The organism is Muricoprocola aceti (assembly GCF_025567005.1).
Taxonomy (GTDB): Bacteria; Bacillota; Clostridia; order Lachnospirales; family Lachnospiraceae; genus Marvinbryantia; species Marvinbryantia aceti.
This window is the reverse complement of sequence record NZ_JAOQKE010000018.1, coordinates 1-17,910: the sequence shown is the minus strand read 5'-3', so window position 1 is coordinate 17,910 and position 17,910 is coordinate 1. Positions and strand designations below refer to the sequence as shown.

The window sequence follows — 17,910 nt, the reverse complement described above, 5'->3', positions numbered from 1 at the left end:
GCATCACGCTCCCTTCCTTATCGGTTCTTTATGATATATGACATAAAACGCAATCATACAGATTATCACTGATAACAACGAACCGGCTGCTGTTGCAAGTCCCATCGGAAACAATGTTGTCTTAAATATCCTTGATGTCAGATAAACTCCTGGAATACGAACCAGTACAATTGCCAGAATGTTATGTAAGAATGACAATCCGGATTTTCCACAAGCACAGAAATAACCGCTGCAGCTAAAATGAATACCTGCAAAAATGCAGTCAAAAATATAGCCTCGCAAATACTGACTGCCAAGCCTTATCACATCTGCTCCAGCTGATGTATTTCCATCGGTAAATAAAGCGACTATTGATCCGGCTGTAAATTGAATTGTAATAGTTGCCAATATTCCGAATCCAACTGCAATCAACACAGCATACCGCAGTGTTGCAATTGCTCTTTCTGGTTTATTTGCTCCGATATTCTGTGCCCCAAGAGCTGAAACAGTTGATAACATAGAAGACGGAACCAGAAACAGAAAGCTTATAATTTTCTCTACAATGCCAACGGCAGCTGCATCGTTTAATCCTCTCTGGTTTGCAATAATCGTTATCACAATAAAAGCAACCTGAATCAGACCATCCTGCACAGCGATTGGAATACCGATATATAATATTTTTCCCATTACATCACGCTGAGGTTTGAAATCTGTCTTACTTAGTACGACACTTTTTCTTTTTATAATAACAATCACTGATACCAGCACACTGATTGCCTGTGAAATGGTTGTTCCAAGTGCAGCACCCGCAGGGCCAAGTTTAAATGCTCCCATAAAGAGATAATCCAATCCAATATTCGCAATACATGCCACAGCTATAAAATACATCGGACTTTTACTGTCTCCCATACCTCTGAAAATGGAGCTGATGATGTTATACGCTGTGATAAACGGAATACCAATAAAACAGATTGTCAGATATGTGACCGTACCATTTACAGCCTCCGCAGGGGTAGACATTACTGATACAATGGGGTGTACCAGCATAAGCAACAATGCCATTCCAACGAAAGCAACTCCCATGAATAAAACTATGGTATTACCAACAGCCTTCGATGCCTGTTTTTTATTATCAGCTCCAACTGCCTGTGCAATACTTACTGTTGTTCCCATCGCAAGACCTACAATCATAACAGTAATCATATGCATGATCTGCGAACCGACAGATACCGCAGTTGTGCTTGCTACACCATCATACTGCCCAATCATAAATAAATCTGCCATTCCATAGAGTGTCTGTAAAAAATAGGAAAGCAGATACGGAAGTGAAAACAAAATTACATTTCTGAATACACTTCCGGTTGTTAGATTTTTTTCCATAACATTTTCCTCTTTCTTATCTGATATAAGCATATCATAAACTCTATATCGGTTGTAGAGTCAATAGACATTTTCAAATTTTATAATTTCAATTCTATATGCAAAGTGGACAGCCGCTGACTTGGCTATCCACTCTTTATCATCCCTTCACAACTGGAATTGTTAGTTCGAGAATGCTATACGATACATTTCATCTTGTTCTGGTAAATGTGTAATATAGCCTATTGGTAATGTATTGCCTGTTGCTTCAATAATCGCTTTCGCTCCAACAAGTGTAATTGCATGTGAACTCAGAATACTCGAATTATTGAATACTCATTTCGTAGTGTTCCATCTTTCAAGCGAATTGCATTGGGCTTGACACCTGTAAGAGACTCCGCAAGGCAAAAGATTTGCAAAGGCTCCTATCTCACTTCTGTCAAAACAGTATCTAATTCCCCTGTTATGTTTCCTACTGTTCTGGCAAAACAGCCTCTTTCTTTCATCATCCGCAAACATTCGTCTTTTTCTTCTGCCGGAATTGCCGCCAGCAATCCCCCTGACGTCTGTGGATCCATCACCGCGTCTCGCTTCCATTGTGCTATCGTGGATGAAAAACGCACTTTAGTCTTCAGATATTCCTGATTCTGATACACTCCGGATGGTAATATTCCCATAGCAGCCATCTCTTCCGTCTTTGGAAGAAACGGGATCTGATCTGCATAAAGATGAATCACTTTTTTACTTCCTTCTGCCATCTCGCAGACATGTCCAAGAAGCCCAAACCCTGTAATATCGGTACAAGCATGAACGGTAAACTGGCTAAACACTTCACATGCCTGACGATTTAGCAAAGTCATCCATTTCAGCATTTCCGATTCTTCTGCTTCATTTAACAGACCGCCTCTGGATGCCAGTGCATAGATTCCTGTTCCTATTGGCTTGGTCAGAATCAATATATCGCCTTCCTGAGCTGTATCGTTTCTCCAGATTTTCGCCGGATGTACTACACCGGATACCGACAGACCGTACTTTGGTTCATTGTCTTCGATGGTATGTCCTCCTGCCACTACCGCTCCGGACTCAGCTACTTTTTCATAACCACCTCTCAAAATTTCCTGTATACATTTTGGATCCAAACAGGATGGAAATGCAAGAAGGTTTAGTGCCAGCACCGGTCTTCCGCCCATGGCATAGACATCACTCAAAGCATTCGCTGCTGCAATCTGTCCAAAAAGATACGGATCATCTACTGGTGGCGGGAAAAAATCAATCGTCTGAATCAGGGCCTGATCCTTATTCATCTGATAAACAGCCGCATCATCACTGGAACCAAAGCCAACCAAAAGCTGATCACAATACTGTTCCGGAAGCTTTCCTAATATTTGCCTGAGAACCTCAGGTCCCTGTTTGGACGCTCAGCCTCCCTTTGCTGTCATCGCTGTCAATTCATACTGATGATTCATAGCTGTCACCTTCTTTCTATTCAAAAAACGGTCTCTTTTATAAGAGACCGATCACTTTCTGGCGGAAGTATGTGGGAATCGAACCCACCTAAGCGGGAGTTAACCGCTATCACAGGTTTTGAAGACCAGGAGGCACACCAGCACCTATCTACTCCCATTTTTATCTTTATTATTCTATCACAGGCAAAATTAAATGACAACCTAAAGTTCCCTCATCTTTATATTTTACACTAACAACCAGGTTTTTCGAATCCTGACTGTAATTTTTAACGCTCTTATTCTATTTATATATTGTTCCATTTTGGCAAAGTATATATACAGAACGGATTTGTATAAACATTGATTCCACTGCGCCCAAACAGTATAATTTAAGTATGTAGATATTCCGCACCTAATAAATTGCGGAGATTAGGCGAACTGTTTCCTGTCGCCTGGAAAGGGGGCTTTTATGACAAAAGCTAAAAAAAATAAAAATCCTGCTATACTTATCATTGGATTACTTCTCATGTTCATTTTGGGACGTTTTATTCCTACATGGGGGTCTGTCACACGGATTGGTGTACAGGGCATCTGTATCTTTATCGGTCTGGTTCTTCTGGCAGCAAGTGGATATCCATATCTGGCAATCTCTACTTTTGCAATTCTTGCAATACAGCTGTCCGGAGCATTTACAATTGCTGATATGATTGCTGCCAGTCTGGGCGGTACCATGATCTTTCAGCTGATTGTCATCTATGGTCTCTGCAGGGCGTTACTTGACTGTGGTGCCGGTGATGTCATCGCTCGCTGGCTCATCACACGAAAATTCGCCAAAGGGAAACCTTTTGCTTTCACTTTTATGCTGATGATTGCATCTGTTTTTGCTGGCGCATTTATTGGGCTTGGCGGACTCGTTTTCTATTACAGTGTTCTGGATTCCATCCGAAAAGAGTTGGGTTACGATGAAAATTCCTCATGGATGAAATTCAATGTATTCGGAGTCTATGCGGAGGCTATGGTTGGTATGTCCATGCTACCATTTAAGGGACTTCCTCTGCTGATCTTTTCTCCATTAAAACAGGCTCTGGGAGAAGTCGGAATTACTACAAACGACTTACTGTTTATGGGCATCATAGCTCTTTTGGGCGTCATTATTGCAGTTGTTTACTATTTTATTATGGTTCTGTTTAAAGTTGATCTGGATAGATTGAAAAATCTCGATATCACCAAAATGGACGGTATGGACCATGTTAAGATGAACCGGCAACAGGTTTTTGTTACCATCGTTTTTGCAATTTCCCTGATCTATACCATCTTGATTTTGTTTATTAAAAAAGGAACTCCTTTTGGTGATGCTTTCAATGGCATCACACAAGCCGGATGGTTTTCTATCTGTCTGGCTATTATGTGTCTGGTTAAAATTGATGGCAAACCAGCAGCCAATCCGTTTACCGTATTAAAAGATGGCGTAGACTGGAATGTGATTTATGCAATGATCGGCTTTACACAGGCAGGTGCTGTACTGACCATGGATGATGCCGGCATCAAAACATGGCTTCAGGATGTTCTTTCAGGTATTTTTGTAAATTCTGGATTTCCTGTCTTCCTGCTGCTGGTAGTTTTAATTTCCTGGATCCTAACCAACTTCCTGTCAAACACAGCAGTTGGCGTTATCATGGCCTCCCTGGCATCACCGTTTCTGACTGTGCACATTCAGCAGTCCGGTATTAATCCTACTGCATATGCAGCGGGATTCATGATCTCTGTCATGTTTGCATTTGCCACACAGGCCGCCTGCGGCGCAGCTCCGCTGCTCTTTGGTAATAAATGTATTTCGAATGACTTGAAATGGCTTTATTCAAAAGGTCTATTTGCAGGTATTATCATCTTCCTGATCAACTATATTCTCACATTAGGATTGTGTTACATTCTATGATACGTAATAGAGCCATGTCTATTCTTGGCAAAACAGCCGATGGAAAACTACGTACTCTACAGTTCTCCATCGGCTACTTTTTTTACTGCATCTAAAAATATCCGGAATGCTTTTGATTTACTATCTTTCCTGTAACAGATAACTTCCTGACTGGGATACATAGAATCCTCGCATACTCTTTCCACAACGCCTTTTACTCCCTTGCTAAGTCCTGCCGGTCCAAATGCAATATACTGTGGATTAGACGATATATTACGCAGTATGGTACGAATAGCTACGCTTGACTCAAGATTCACTTCTTTAACTTCACGTACCACACCATATTTTTCGCAGTAACGCATAAAAATTTGTTCCCTGTGAGACGCTGTATGAGGTCTTGGATTAATAAACAAAAAACGGGATCCTTCTACTTCCAACATATCTTTTGTCGAAAATGTATTTCTGGACGCCAGTGGATGATTTTCATTTAGGAATACCATATCCTGTGTCTTGCGAAGCTTTTTAATCTCCAGCTCTCTGTGTCTTTCTTTAAAAAATTCTGGATTATCCTCAGCTTTTCCAAGAATCACAGTAACTGCCGCATCGATTTTTCCCAAACGTACAAGCTTCAGTAAAGTACGATTGTCATGGCGCATCAGTTCCACATCCAGTGATGGCATCTGCTGTACCATTTCAGCAATAATCTGTGATGCAACCTGAGACGGAAATAGAGGAGGCGTTCCAATATTAAATACTGGTTCTGGAGAAATGGTGCGTAAAACGCCTTCAAATTCATCAAAGGATGAAACCACCTTCTGAAGTGCCGGGAGAAGCATTTGCATTTCCAGTGTCAATGTTACACCATTCCTGCTGTGACGGTCAAACAGAATTACACCAAGACTTTTTTCTATGGAAAGTACCTGCTTTGAGATAGCTGAAGGTGTGAAATTTAATTCATAGGCAGCCTCTGAAAAATTTAGAGTTTTTGAAACCATCAATATGGTTCTCAATTTTTGTATATCTGAATTCATCATACTGTCCCCTTGTTTTATTGTCATCGTTCACTTTTCTGACAATTTTATTATTCTATATCAGAATAATAATGCAGTGAAATGGATTTGTCAACGTTTCATATTTCGTTATAATAAAATCAAGAACTGTGACGTTACTGTCACTCCAAATTATATAATAGAAAGGATGATGTATATGGAATTTAATATTTACAAAACTCTTTACTGTGATGTCGCTGTTGTCGGCGGTGGAGTGGCGGGCACTGCCGCTGCTATTGAAGCTGCAAGACATGGAAAGCATACCATTCTTTTCGAAAAAGGCACTACACTTGGCGGTATTGCCACAAACGGTTATGTTCCTCAAATCGCAGGCAATATCGAAGGCATCTGTCTGGAGTTTGCCCGGAAGTTAGATGATGCCGGACAACTTCGCCGATTATATGACAAACCTTATTATCGTAATCCTTCTTTCGAACCGGAATATGGCAAACTGCTACTTGAGGATATGGTATTTTCTGCTGGTTCTCGCATTCTTTATGATTCCACTTTATTTTATGTGGAAATGGATACTGATCGTATGATAAAAAGTCTGATTTTTTACACCAAAGGCGGATATATGCAGGTAAAAGCATCCATGTATATTGATGCCACCGGTGACGGTGATCTGTCTGCCCTTTCCGGTGTTCCCTATGAAGTCGGTGGACAGGATTTTGCCGGACTGAATATTTCCTCCACTCAGGGTTCTCGCTGGGCCGGGGCCAACCTGACCAAATATCTTGCTGCGGAAGCAGCATGGAAAAAAGAACAACAGGACAAAGGTGTGGAAAACCCTCTTCCACTGGTCTATTATCTTGAAACAGAAGCCATTGCCCGTGGAGAAATGAGCCGTCATGTATGCAACCGTAACTCCGGATTTTTCAGAGTTCTGCTTCCAAACACTCCAGAAGATAATGCCTCTTTTGTTACCTTCTCATTCCACAGCTATTACTGTCACAATACTGATGCAGAAGATCTCACACGTCAGATTCTGGAACAGCATCAACTGATGAAACAGTTCCATGCATTCCTGAAAAATCATGTACCGGGTTTTGAAAATCTCCGCTTGGTAGGGCTTGGCAATGTTCCCGGAGTACGTGATAGTCGAAGAATTTTCGGCGAATATATGCTGAAAGCTGCTGATGTTGCCTGTGGCAGAAAATTTGAAGACGGTATTGCCAGATTTCCAGAAATGTTCGACACCCATCATCCAACCTCTCCAGATTGGGTATTTATGCGTCACTGTCATATAAAGGAATCCGAAATCACTGGTTCAGCTATCATGGAAAAAGAAACCCTGGGTAAAGACTGCGATGCACAAATGCATCCGTTCGGTATTCCTGAAGGTTTCCCAGTGCGTCCAAATCCGCAGGATTATTGTGATATTCCTTATGGTTCTCTAATTCCACGTGGTGTTGATAATCTTTTATGTGCCGGAAGATGCTGTTCTGCAGAATTCCATGCACAGGGTGCCATGCGTATCATTGGTCCTGCCATGAGTACTGGTCAAGCTGCCGGATTGGCTGTCTGCGTGGCAATAGACCGTCATGTTTTTCCGCGCGAACTTAGCGGTATTGAACTTCGTAAAATGCTGATCAATGAGGGTGTAGAACTGGATAAACCGTGTGATGGCTATTGGGCTGAACTAAGAGAACAGGAAGGTAATTATATCATTAATAATGGAGATTTTATTACTCTGGTACCTAAAAAATAAAACCATTCTTCTGAACATGAAAAGTGGCTCTGTTGAGCCACTTCTTCATATTCTCACTCTTTTAGCGATATTTTCCATACTCATGGACAGTTTCAAACATTGCTTCCACATTTTCTGCCTTTGCGCCATCCAGTCCTGCTGACATTCTGAAAATATAACCTCCATCCGGCATTGCTACATCCAAATGGCGTTTTACCGCTTCTCTTACTTTTTCCGGCGTTTCATAAACCAGAAGCGGTGTCGGGAAACCACCACCTATACAGCATACACTGCCAACTGTTTTTTTTGCTTTCTGCATATTTACTTTATCAAAGGTAAAATATGCGGAACCTTTCTCCACCTCCGCAAGATATTTTAATTTATCATTATACATACCTTCGCAAAATACATTTGCCATCATACCAGCCTCTCTGCAAGCTGCAATAATCTCTTTCAGATGGTTCCAATAAAACTTTTCATAAAATGCATTACTCATCATATCATCACTGCCTTTATGCAGTGCCATAACAATCTGTTTTCCTGTTTTTTTACCATCTGGATTCCCATGTCGTAACTGTTCAATCTGCTCTTTATGAAACTTGTTACAAAATTTCATTACCAGATTCTCATCTTCAAAAATATCCACAAATGTCAATTCCATGCCTCGATAGGTATCACTATATTTATCAAACGGCACAACTGCCCTTCCACCCATCATAGATGGAAACCCTAGTTCTGCCAGTTCTTCATTTGCTGCTGCCAGCTTTTTCCGATACACCTGATAAAAATCGTCAATCTCCCATAATTTCTGAATGGCTTTACGAATTTCCGGTTTTGAAAAAGCGGCCGCCACTTCACCAATTCCTCTATGACTCAGATTCAGCTGAAAATCCCGAAACGGTTCCATGACACTTGACACGCGAGGAAGAAATTTATTTAGTGACCACCTTGTATAATCATAAAAGAACTCTTCAAATTCATCATCATACAACGTTGGAAACTCTATAAACTGTGGCATAGAATCATTTCCGATTGGTGCATTGGCCATACCAGATATGTAAAGCGTTCTACTTCCCTGCATCTCATGACCACGTCCCTCACCTGCATAAGTCAGATTCAGCCCAGTCATTACATCTGGTTCATAATCCAGCATAAAACGTCTGGCGGCTTCTTTTCCTATCTCCATAGTTTCGTCATAATTTGATTCTGCCATAGTATATCCCAGTCGCTGTATCATATAACAGCCTCCAGTAATGTCAATTGGCACACGGTCTGGTTCTTTTAGCGCCAACGCATCCTGCAGACGTTTTAACCGGGCATCATATTTTTTCTGTTCTGTAGGTGTCATGTTGTATACCTCCTTTTCTACTTTTATTATACGCAGACATACATACTTCAACAAATCCAATGCAATTATTTTTTATTCCATTTTGGAATAATACCCATCTTTATTTATTATTCTGAAAATCGAATTTGATTTTCTGGAACTTCATGTTATTGAATAAGATTAGAGATTAACAAAACAGGACTGGGCATATAAACTTATTACCCAGTCCCATTTCTATTTTACTTTTTTATCGCCTCATACAACCATTCAATCATTTTTTCTGCATCCGTCCCGCTGATCCAATGTTCTTCCCGCTATCTCCTGACATAGGTTTCAAAAAAATCAGGTGTAATCTTCTGAGAAGCTCATATAATATCTACTCAGTATGCCTTCCACTCACTCTCTGCCCCTGTATTCCTGGTGATTCTCTGACCATCCGTATATTCCAGTATCAGTTTTGCATTTTTTCGACTGGTCGAGAACAGATCTCGCACTTCTGAGATAGTAATAACCGGCTGTTGATGAACTACTTCTCGTATTTTCTCTGCTGCTGTTTCCAACAGAGGTTTTACCGTATACGCATCTTCACTTAAACGAACAAGCTGATTCTCTTCTCGCAGGAGTAAAAGGATATCTTCTGCCATATCCGCATACTCTTTCTCGACATCGGTTTCTGAGAGTTTTACAAATTGATATTCTGCTTTTTCGAAAGAATTTAGCAGCAGTTTTCTGCATCCTTCATATCTTGCATCTTTCAAAATCTCAAATTCCGGCAAGTGCAGATACTCGCCGCTGGAAATTATACTCTCTTCTGTCTCCCAGTGTTCAAATATTTTAGCTGCAACCACCGGTTTGATTTTTTTCATGTATTTTGTCTGAATCTCGGCCTTTTTTATACCATGACGATATGGATATTTATGATGGTATTTTTTCAGCTCTGCCTTAATCTGTTCCTGAAGATATAACTCATCGTCCCGCATCCAGACATAGGTATCCTTTTTCATTGGGAATACGAAAGCTTCTGATCCATCTTCCAGTTCCGATACGTCCTGACGAATTTCCTCTTCCGACAGGGCAGTTAATTTTGCCAGTTCCGTTATGGTAATCAGCGTGTCTCTGTGTGATTTCACATGCATCTGTACCACATCCACAGAAGAACCGGCTTCTTTACGCCGCAGTTCTTCCAATGCCTCTTCTTTGAATCTTCTCTTGGCCTTTGGATTCGGTTCCAGCACTTCGCCGCCCCCAATGGTCTCCATCGGAGAATAAAAACGAACTACAAATCTGTCTCCTTTTCGAAGTGCCAGTTCCTGTTCCAGGCGCAGCTGTGCAAAGCATTCTTCTCCTGCTTTTACTTCATCCCGATCCAATAAAATTGCGCGGCAGAGCACTTCGCTGGTTCCGGTAAATAAATGCAGCCGGCTCCGATTCTTTACAATTCGATTACTGTCTTTTAAGATCTTCAGCTTTACATCCAGCAAGGTCGTACCCTTCATGCTGTTCGGTGATGCCAGTACATCTCCGCGGCTGATATCTTCCTTTTTTATACCAGTCAGATTCACAGCCACACGCTGTCCAGCGCTGCATTCATCTACATTTTTCCCATGTACCTGGATATTCCGTACTTTGCATGGGGCATTCCATGGGTAAAGCTGCAAAGTATCGTCTTTGCGGATTATGCCAGAAATCAAAGTTCCGGTGACAATTGTCCCAAATCCCGAAATGGTAAAAACTCGGTCAATCGGAAGTCTTGGAATCGTATGAATCTCTTTTTCCTGCACTTCTGACGTTTCCATTTTTACAATCTCATCTGTCAGTTCTTTTAATCCTTCTCCTGTTACAGCAGATACTTTTACGACAGGTGCATCCTTTAAAAACGTATCCTGCAGCTGATCTCTCACTTCTTCTTCCATCAGTTCCAACCATTCCGGATCTACCAGATCCATCTTATTCAAAACTACGATACATTTCTGAATACCCAGAAGATGTAAAATATCCATATGCTCCTTCGTCTGAGGCATAATTCCCTCATCCGCAGCGATAACCAGAAGTACCATATCCATACCGCATACTCCGGTCACCATATTATGTATAAACTTTTCATGTCCCGGCACATCTACAATACCTGCTCGATCTCCGTTTGGAAGATCAAAAAAGGCAAACCCCAGGTCAATGGTAATCCCCCGTTCCTGTTCTTCCTTCCAACGGTCCGTATTGCATCCGGTCAATGCTTTGATTAATGTTGTCTTTCCATGGTCGATATGACCTGCTGTTCCAATGATAATATGTTTCATAAAAGCTCCAATTCTTTCACAATCATGTCCATGTCTTCTTTTTCCAGCGTCCGCACATCCAGGATGATCTGATCTTTCTGGCATCTGCATATAACAGGAACCGGAAGATGTTCCATCGCATCTATGATATCCTGGCATTTTTTCTGTCTGCTGGTCAGAACCACTCCATATCCCTGAAGGTGTTCCGTCGGAAAAGCACCTCCTCCAACCTGAGACTCACATGGTTCCACACTGACTTCAAAAGGCATTTTTTTCTCCTGAAGCATCTGACGCAGTGTATTTGCATCCTTTCTGGTATCTTCTGCTGTCTTTGCAATCATTTTCAGTGCCGGAAGATTTCTTAACGCATTTTCCGGATTCAGATACTCCCGCAGCGTCAGTTCCAATGCTGCAGCTGTAAATTTATCAATCCTTAATGCTCTCGTCAATGGATGTTTTTTTAGTATATTCATATATTTTTTCCTGCCAACAATCATGCCTGCCTGAGGACCCCCAAGCAGTTTATCTCCGCTGAAAGATACCAGATCTGCACCTGCCTGAATCATTTCCTGAACTGTTGGCTCATGAGGCAGTCCATATGCTTCCATCGGAAGCAATACACCGCTTCCCAGATCTGCCAGAACAGGAATTCCATATTTTTTCCCCAATAATGCCAGATGCTCCATCTCAACCGATTCTGTGAATCCTACTATCTGGTAATTACTGGTATGTACTTTTAAAATCATACCTGTCTCTTCGGAAATTGCCTTCTCATAATCTTCCAGATGTGTCTTATTGGTGGTTCCCACTTCTTTCAAAATGGTTCCACTTTGTTCCATTACATCCGGAATGCGAAATTTTCCTCCGATTTCCACCAATTCACCGCGGGATACAATCGCTTCTTTTTCTCTGCCGAGAGCACTGAGCATTAATAATACCGCTGCTGCATTATTGTTTACAGCCATCGCCGCCTCCGCACCGGTCAGTCTGCACAACAACTCATCAAAATGAGAGTACCGCTCTCCTCTGTGCCCCTCTTCCAGATCATACTCCAGATTCGAATAACCAGATACCATATATAGAAGCTGCCGGATATGCTCTTTGCTGATCGGGGCACGCCCCAGATTTGTGTGCAAAATTGTCCCGGTGGCATTGATTACTTTTTTCATATCAGGCTCAGTCAGTTTTTCCAGCTGCTTTCTGATCCTCTCTTTTAAATACTTCTCATCTGGCACACTTTCTGTTTTTTCTTCTATAATCTCAGAACGTACCTGTTCCAGAACATTTCGAATCACTTTTTTTAACTGCTCACTTCCAAGCTGTTCCTGGAACTTATGAATCTTTTCATCTTCCAATAATTCATTCATATTGGGGATACTTCGAAGAATCACCCTTTTATCCATCTTTTTTCTCCGCTTTCTTTTTTCCTTTGTCTGAATTGGAGGAAACTTTACTTTTCCAATTTCAAAAGTCTTCTCCAATTAAGACAAACTGCCGTATCGATACTTTCAGGATGATCTTCCATCTGAAATCTTCTCAATGCGGCAGTTATGTACTTTTAGCGTAACTGATCAGTTACTTTTTCTTTTTATTCGCAGCAACACTCTGAGCATCCTGCGCATTCATTTATTTTCTTCACCTTTACAGCACAGACTTTATATTCCGGAGTACTGGAAATAGAGTCCAGAGCATCACTGGTGATCCAGTTGGCACCACCCAGATAATGGAATGGCATCCAGCATTCACCCGGATTTGTCTTTTCGGATACACGAGCTTCTGCCTGGATCTCTCCTCTTCTGGAAGCAACAGATACCACTTCTCTGTCTGCAATACCAAGTTTCTCTGCATCTTCTGTGTTGATTTCAATGAAAGAAGTATGAGCGATCTCATTGATCTCCTCTGTCTTATCTGTCATTGCACATGCATTGTAATGATACAGAATACGTCCTGTCATCATGATCAGTGGATAATCATCATCTGGCAGTTCCATAGATGGTGTATAAGCTGCCGGACGGAAGTATCCAAGACCTCTTGCGAACTTGCCTACATGCATGATCTCTGTTCCAGGATGATCCTTGGAAGTACATGGCCACTGCAATCCTCTTCCTGCCACTTCTTCGCTGTCCAGTCTTTCATGACTGATTCCTGCAAAGGATGGTGTCACAGATGCGATCTCATCCATGATCTGAGCTGGTGTCAGATATGGCTGCGGATATCCCATTCTTCTCATGATCTCTGTAAAGATCCAGGTATCCGGTTTGGTATTACCTTTGATCTCTACCGCCTTACGCACGCGCTGTACACGACGTTCGGTATTGGTAAAGGTTCCTTCTTTTTCTGCATAAGATCTTCCCGGTAAGATCACGTCTGCAAGTTTCGCAGTCTCTGTCATGAACAATTCATCCACAACAAGAAAATCCAGGGAAGACAGACATTTGATGACATGATGAGTATTCGGATCGGTACGAACCGGGTCTTCTCCGAAAATAAACAAACCTTTGATCTCACCGGTGATCATCTTCGGGAAACAATCGGTGGCTTTGGTTCCGATCTTCGGATTCAGTTTCACGCCCCATGCCTTTTCAAATTTTTCAAGTATACCAGGTTTATCAATATTCTGGTAACCAGGGAACTGGTTTGGTGATGCACCCATATCACAGGCACCCTGTACATTGTTCTGACCACGAATCGGGTTCACACCACATCCGCGTTTTCCAAGCTTTCCAACCATCATAGCCATGTTCGCCATGGACATAACGCCCTCGGTACCGGTATGATGTTCCGTAACGCCCAGACAATACATGATCGGTGCGCGCTCTGCTGTCGCATAGATTCTTGCAGCTTTACGCAGATCATCAGCATCAATGTTACAGATCTCGGCTACTCGTTCCGGTGTATAATCTTTCACCATTTCCTTCATAGCCTCAAAGTTCTCTGTACGTTCTTCAATAAACTTCTGGTCAATCAGATTTTCTTCAATAAATATGTGCATCATGCCATTGGCAAATGCCACATTTGTTCCAGGCTTCAATTTCAGATGAATTTCTGCCTTCTTTGCAATATCAATATCTCGCGGATCTACCACAATCAGTCTTGCTCCGCGCTGTACTGCCTGACGCAGCTGCATTCCAAGTACCGGATGAGCTTCTTCCGGATTGGATCCTACTAATAAAATAGCATCCGATTCACGGGTTATATCGTAAATCGTATTTGTCATGGCTCCTGAGCCTAAAGTGGTTGCCAAACCGGCAACAGTAGGAGCGTGTCAAACGCGCGCGCAGTTATCGGTATTGTTGCTTCCAAACACCGTTCTTACCATTTTCTGAAGCATATAAATATCTTCATTGGTAGAACGTGAGCAGGCAAAACCGGCCAGCGCGTCACCTCCGTATTGATTTTTCAGTTCTGTGAATTTATTTGCTACCAGATCCAGAGCGTCATCCCAGGATGCTTCCTCGAATTCTCCGGTTTCGTGATTCTTAATTAATGGCTGACGGATTCTTGTCTTATGATCTACAAAGTCAAAAGATCCGCTTCTGCCCTTTACACAAAGTAATCCATGATTGGATGGTCCATCTGCACCTTCCACATCCACGATCTTTCCATCTTTTACAATCAGATCCATCTGACATCCGGTTGCACAATGCGGACAGGTTGTACGCACTCTCTTCTGTGCCTGATAAGGACGATACTTGTTTGTACGTTTCATTACCAATGCACCGGTCGGACATGCCTGCACGCAGTTACCGCAAGATTCACAGGTTCCGTCTGCCCAGAGACCTTCCCCATTTCCGATAATGGACTGGAATCCACGTTCCATTGTATCAATGGCACCACGTCCTACCAGCTGAGTACAGGTGTTGACACATCTGTGACAAAGAATACAAAGATTTGGATCATAGCGGAAAAACTTATTACTGTCATCAATTTCTCCACCGCTTTTTGCGCCTTCATAGCTGGTTTCTGATACGCCATATTCGTAAGCATAATCCTGAAGCTTACAGTTGCCGTTTGCTTCACAGGAGAAACAATGTACATTATGATCTGATAAGAGCAGATCCAGTGTCATTCTTCTGGATTCTATTACCTTTTCAGACATGGTCAGTACTTCATCGCCTTCTGATACCTGAAGCGTACAGGCCGTATCTATTTTTGTTCTGCCGTTGTTTTTTACTTCTACCACACACATACGACATGAGCCGTCCGGAAGAAGATCCTCTATATAACAAAGAGTAGGAATCTTGATTCCGAGCTTTTCTGCCGCATGAAGTATGGTCGTACCTTTTTCGACTTCAACGGGAAAGCCGTCAATTGTTAATCGAACCATACGTGCCTCCTTCTTTTTTATAATACTTTAAGGATCATAAGCCCTGAAAACACCTCTGTATCGATACGGCGTGTTTTCAGGCCTTTCTGATCCTGGTATTTTATTTGATTGTAATTGCTCCAAATGAACAGTTATCCATACAGGTACCGCACTTGATACACTTGGTCTGATCAATCTCATGCGGCTCTTTCTTATTACCCGTAATTGCACTGACCGGACAGTTTCTTGCACACTTGGTACATCCCTTACACTTATCCGGATCAATACTGTATATCTTCATAGCCTCGCAGACATGTGCACGACATTTATTTTCCAGAATATGTTCTTCATATTCATGACGGAAGTTCTGAAGTGTACTGATAACAGGAAGCGGTGCACTTTTACCCAGGCCACACAAAGAACGGGACTGAATAAATTTTGCTGTTTCTTCCAGCTTATCAATATCTGCCATTTCTCCTTTTCCTTCGGTAATCTTCTGAAGGAGTTCCAGCATACGCTTGGTACCGATACGGCATGGGCCACATTTACCACAGGATTCTCTCTGAGTAAATCCCATGAAGAACTTCGCAACATCTACCATACAGGTATTCTCATCCATAACTACCAGTCCACCGGAACCGATGATGGCATTAAACTTCTTAACAGAGTCAAAATCCAATGGTTCGTCCAGATGCTTTTCTACCAGACATCCACCGGATGGTCCACCGATCTGTACCGCTTTAAATGCTGCACCTTTCTTAATACCACCGCCGATATCGTAAATAATATGACGCAGCGTCGTTCCCATCGGAACCTCAATCAGTCCGGTATTTTCGATAGCACCTGTCAACGAGAATGTCTTCGTTCCGGTACTTCCTTCTGTACCAATGGTACGGTACCAGTCTGCTCCGTCCAGAATAATACGTGCCACATTCGCATAAGTCTCTACGTTATTCAATACCGTTGGTTTCTCCCACAGACCTTTTTCAACGGTACGAGGTGGTTTTACACGAGGCATACCACGTTTACCTTCAATGGATGCTGTCAGCGCTGAACCTTCCCCACATACGAAAGCTCCTGCACCGCGATTGATATGTAAATGGAAATCTATACCGGATCCCAGAATATTATCACCCAACAAGCCATATGCTTCTGCCTGAGAAATGGCCAGCTTTAATCTTGCAACAGATAACGGATACTCGGCACGTACATAGATATAACCATCTTTTGCGCCTACTGCATAAGCGGCGATGATCATACCTTCCATCAGCTTATATGGATCTCCTTCCATAACAGAACCATCCATGAATGCACCCGGGTCACCTTCATCACCGTTACATACGACATATTTGACATCGGACTGTATACGGGCTACCTGGCTCCACTTCTTTCCCATTGGGAAACCAGCACCGCCTCGACCACGAATACCAGACTTTGTAATCTCTTCTACCACTTCTTCCGGTGTCATCTCAAAAAATGCCTTCACAACACCCTGGAATCCACCTGCTGCAATGTATTCGTCAATGGATTCTGCATCAATATTACCGCAATGCTCCAGAACAATTCTGGTCTGCTGATTCAGGAAAGGAATATCTTCCGGATGTTCACATGGCTTTTCATCATGTTTGTAGAACAGTCTTTCGATCGGCTCTCCCCTTAATACAGTCTTTTCTACAATCTCTTTACAGTCTTCGATCTGTACATGTACATACTGGAGATGCTGTGGTTCTATACGAACCAGAGGTCCCAGTTCACAAAGTCCCTGACATCCGGTTTTTGCAATACCGATATGGGGAACATCTTTCTGAGCTACAACTTCCACTCCGTCCAGATCCGCACAGAGTCTTTTCATCTCTTCATAGATCTTCATAGAACCGGAAGCAACACATCCGGTACCGCAACAGACAAGAATACGGCAGGTATAGGATTCTATTTTTTCCTGAGCTTCTGTCTGTTTCTTTAACAGATCTTCTTTGCTTGTAATACTCATGCCTTATTCTCCTCTCTCAATTCTCTGATTAATTTTACTGCCTTGTCAGGTGTCATCTTCGGATGAACATCCTCATTTACCATCATAGTCGGAGCAAGTCCACATGCACCCAGACAGGATACGGTCTCTACTGTAAAGAGCATATCATCTGTAGTGCACTTCTTTCCCTCAAGCCCCAGTTCTTTCATGATTGCATCCTTTACCGGCTGAGATTTACGAACATGACAGGCTGTACCATCACAGACTTTGATGACATATTTTCCTTTTGCATCAAAAGAAAAGTTCTCATAAAAGGTTGCAACACTGTATGCTCTTGCTCTTGTTACTCCAATCTTGTCTGCGACATAGTTCAGCAGTTCTCCCGGCAGATAACGGTATTCCGCCTGAATATCCTGCATAATTGGAATCAGGGAAGCGGACTTTGGACCATACAGGGCAATGATCTCATCTGCCTTTTCATAGTATGACTGGTCTAACATTCTTTTACCTCCTAGTATAATAATGATGTAGTCAATGAAGACTACTTGATTAACAAGTTTCTATAAATCAGATAACAGAAGAGGGTGTTCTTCCTTCA

Annotated in this window: 11 protein-coding genes and 1 tRNA gene; 2 read left to right on the top strand and 10 right to left on the bottom strand. The window is 42.2% G+C overall.

Going from position 1 to position 17,910, the window contains the following annotated elements; all coding sequences use genetic code 11:
- Positions 1–3 precede the first annotated feature (3 nt).
- From OCV47_RS12185 to OCV47_RS12175, 3 genes are all read right to left on the bottom strand, one after another.
- On the bottom strand, positions 4–1,359 hold the full coding sequence (locus OCV47_RS12185) for an MATE family efflux transporter (protein ID WP_262655346.1): 1,356 nt from the start codon (positions 1,357–1,359) through the stop codon (positions 4–6).
- A gap of 404 nt (positions 1,360–1,763) precedes the next feature.
- A complete protein-coding gene (gene selD, locus OCV47_RS12180; RefSeq protein ID WP_416888018.1) occupies positions 1,764–2,804 on the bottom strand; it encodes a selenide, water dikinase SelD in 1,041 nt (346 codons plus the stop codon).
- Between the two features lie 59 nt (positions 2,805–2,863).
- Positions 2,864–2,960: transfer RNA gene (locus tag OCV47_RS12175), tRNA-Sec, on the bottom strand.
- Between the two features lie 292 nt (positions 2,961–3,252).
- Between OCV47_RS12175 and OCV47_RS12170 the strand changes: the two genes are divergently transcribed.
- Complete coding sequence (locus OCV47_RS12170) at positions 3,253–4,719, top strand: SLC13 family permease (protein WP_262655344.1); 1,467 nt, start codon at positions 3,253–3,255, stop codon at positions 4,717–4,719.
- Between the two features lie 56 nt (positions 4,720–4,775).
- Here the strand turns inward: OCV47_RS12170 and OCV47_RS12165 are convergent, their stop codons facing one another.
- Positions 4,776–5,732: a LysR family transcriptional regulator gene (locus OCV47_RS12165; protein WP_262655342.1), complete on the bottom strand. Its 957-nt coding sequence runs from the start codon at positions 5,730–5,732 to the stop codon at positions 4,776–4,778.
- 172 nt (positions 5,733–5,904) lie between these two features.
- On the opposite strand from OCV47_RS12165, the gene OCV47_RS12160 reads away from it, so the two are divergent.
- Positions 5,905–7,458 (top strand): FAD-dependent oxidoreductase, encoded by a 1,554-nt coding sequence (locus tag OCV47_RS12160; protein WP_256299130.1) that lies wholly within the window; start codon positions 5,905–5,907, stop codon positions 7,456–7,458.
- Positions 7,459–7,519: 61 nt separating this feature from the next.
- Here the strand turns inward: OCV47_RS12160 and OCV47_RS12155 are convergent, their stop codons facing one another.
- The 6 genes from OCV47_RS12155 to OCV47_RS12130 form a co-directional block, all read right to left on the bottom strand.
- Positions 7,520–8,785, bottom strand: a complete 1,266-nt coding sequence (locus tag OCV47_RS12155; RefSeq protein WP_262655340.1) for a uroporphyrinogen decarboxylase family protein — start codon at positions 8,783–8,785, stop codon at positions 7,520–7,522.
- 359 nt (positions 8,786–9,144) lie between these two features.
- Positions 9,145–11,058, bottom strand: coding sequence for a selenocysteine-specific translation elongation factor (gene selB, locus OCV47_RS12150; protein ID WP_262655339.1), 1,914 nt, complete (start codon positions 11,056–11,058; stop codon positions 9,145–9,147).
- Positions 11,055–12,440 carry an L-seryl-tRNA(Sec) selenium transferase gene (gene selA / locus OCV47_RS12145; protein ID WP_262655338.1) on the bottom strand — a complete coding sequence of 462 codons (1,386 nt, stop codon included), beginning with the start codon at positions 12,438–12,440 and terminating at the stop codon, positions 11,055–11,057. The genes selB and selA overlap by 4 nt, the downstream gene beginning before the upstream one ends.
- Before the next feature lie 185 nt (positions 12,441–12,625).
- A complete protein-coding gene (gene fdhF / locus OCV47_RS12140; RefSeq protein ID WP_256299138.1) occupies positions 12,626–15,364 on the bottom strand; it encodes a formate dehydrogenase subunit alpha in 2,739 nt (912 codons plus the stop codon).
- A 100-nt stretch (positions 15,365–15,464) separates the two neighbouring features.
- Positions 15,465–17,333, bottom strand: coding sequence for an NADH-quinone oxidoreductase subunit NuoF (locus tag OCV47_RS12135; protein ID WP_262655336.1), 1,869 nt, complete (start codon positions 17,331–17,333; stop codon positions 15,465–15,467).
- Positions 17,330–17,812, bottom strand: coding sequence for a complex I 24 kDa subunit family protein (locus OCV47_RS12130; RefSeq protein ID WP_117447506.1), 483 nt, complete (start codon positions 17,810–17,812; stop codon positions 17,330–17,332). Before OCV47_RS12130 ends, OCV47_RS12135 begins: the two co-directional genes overlap by 4 nt.
- Positions 17,813–17,910: the final 98 nt, after the last annotated feature.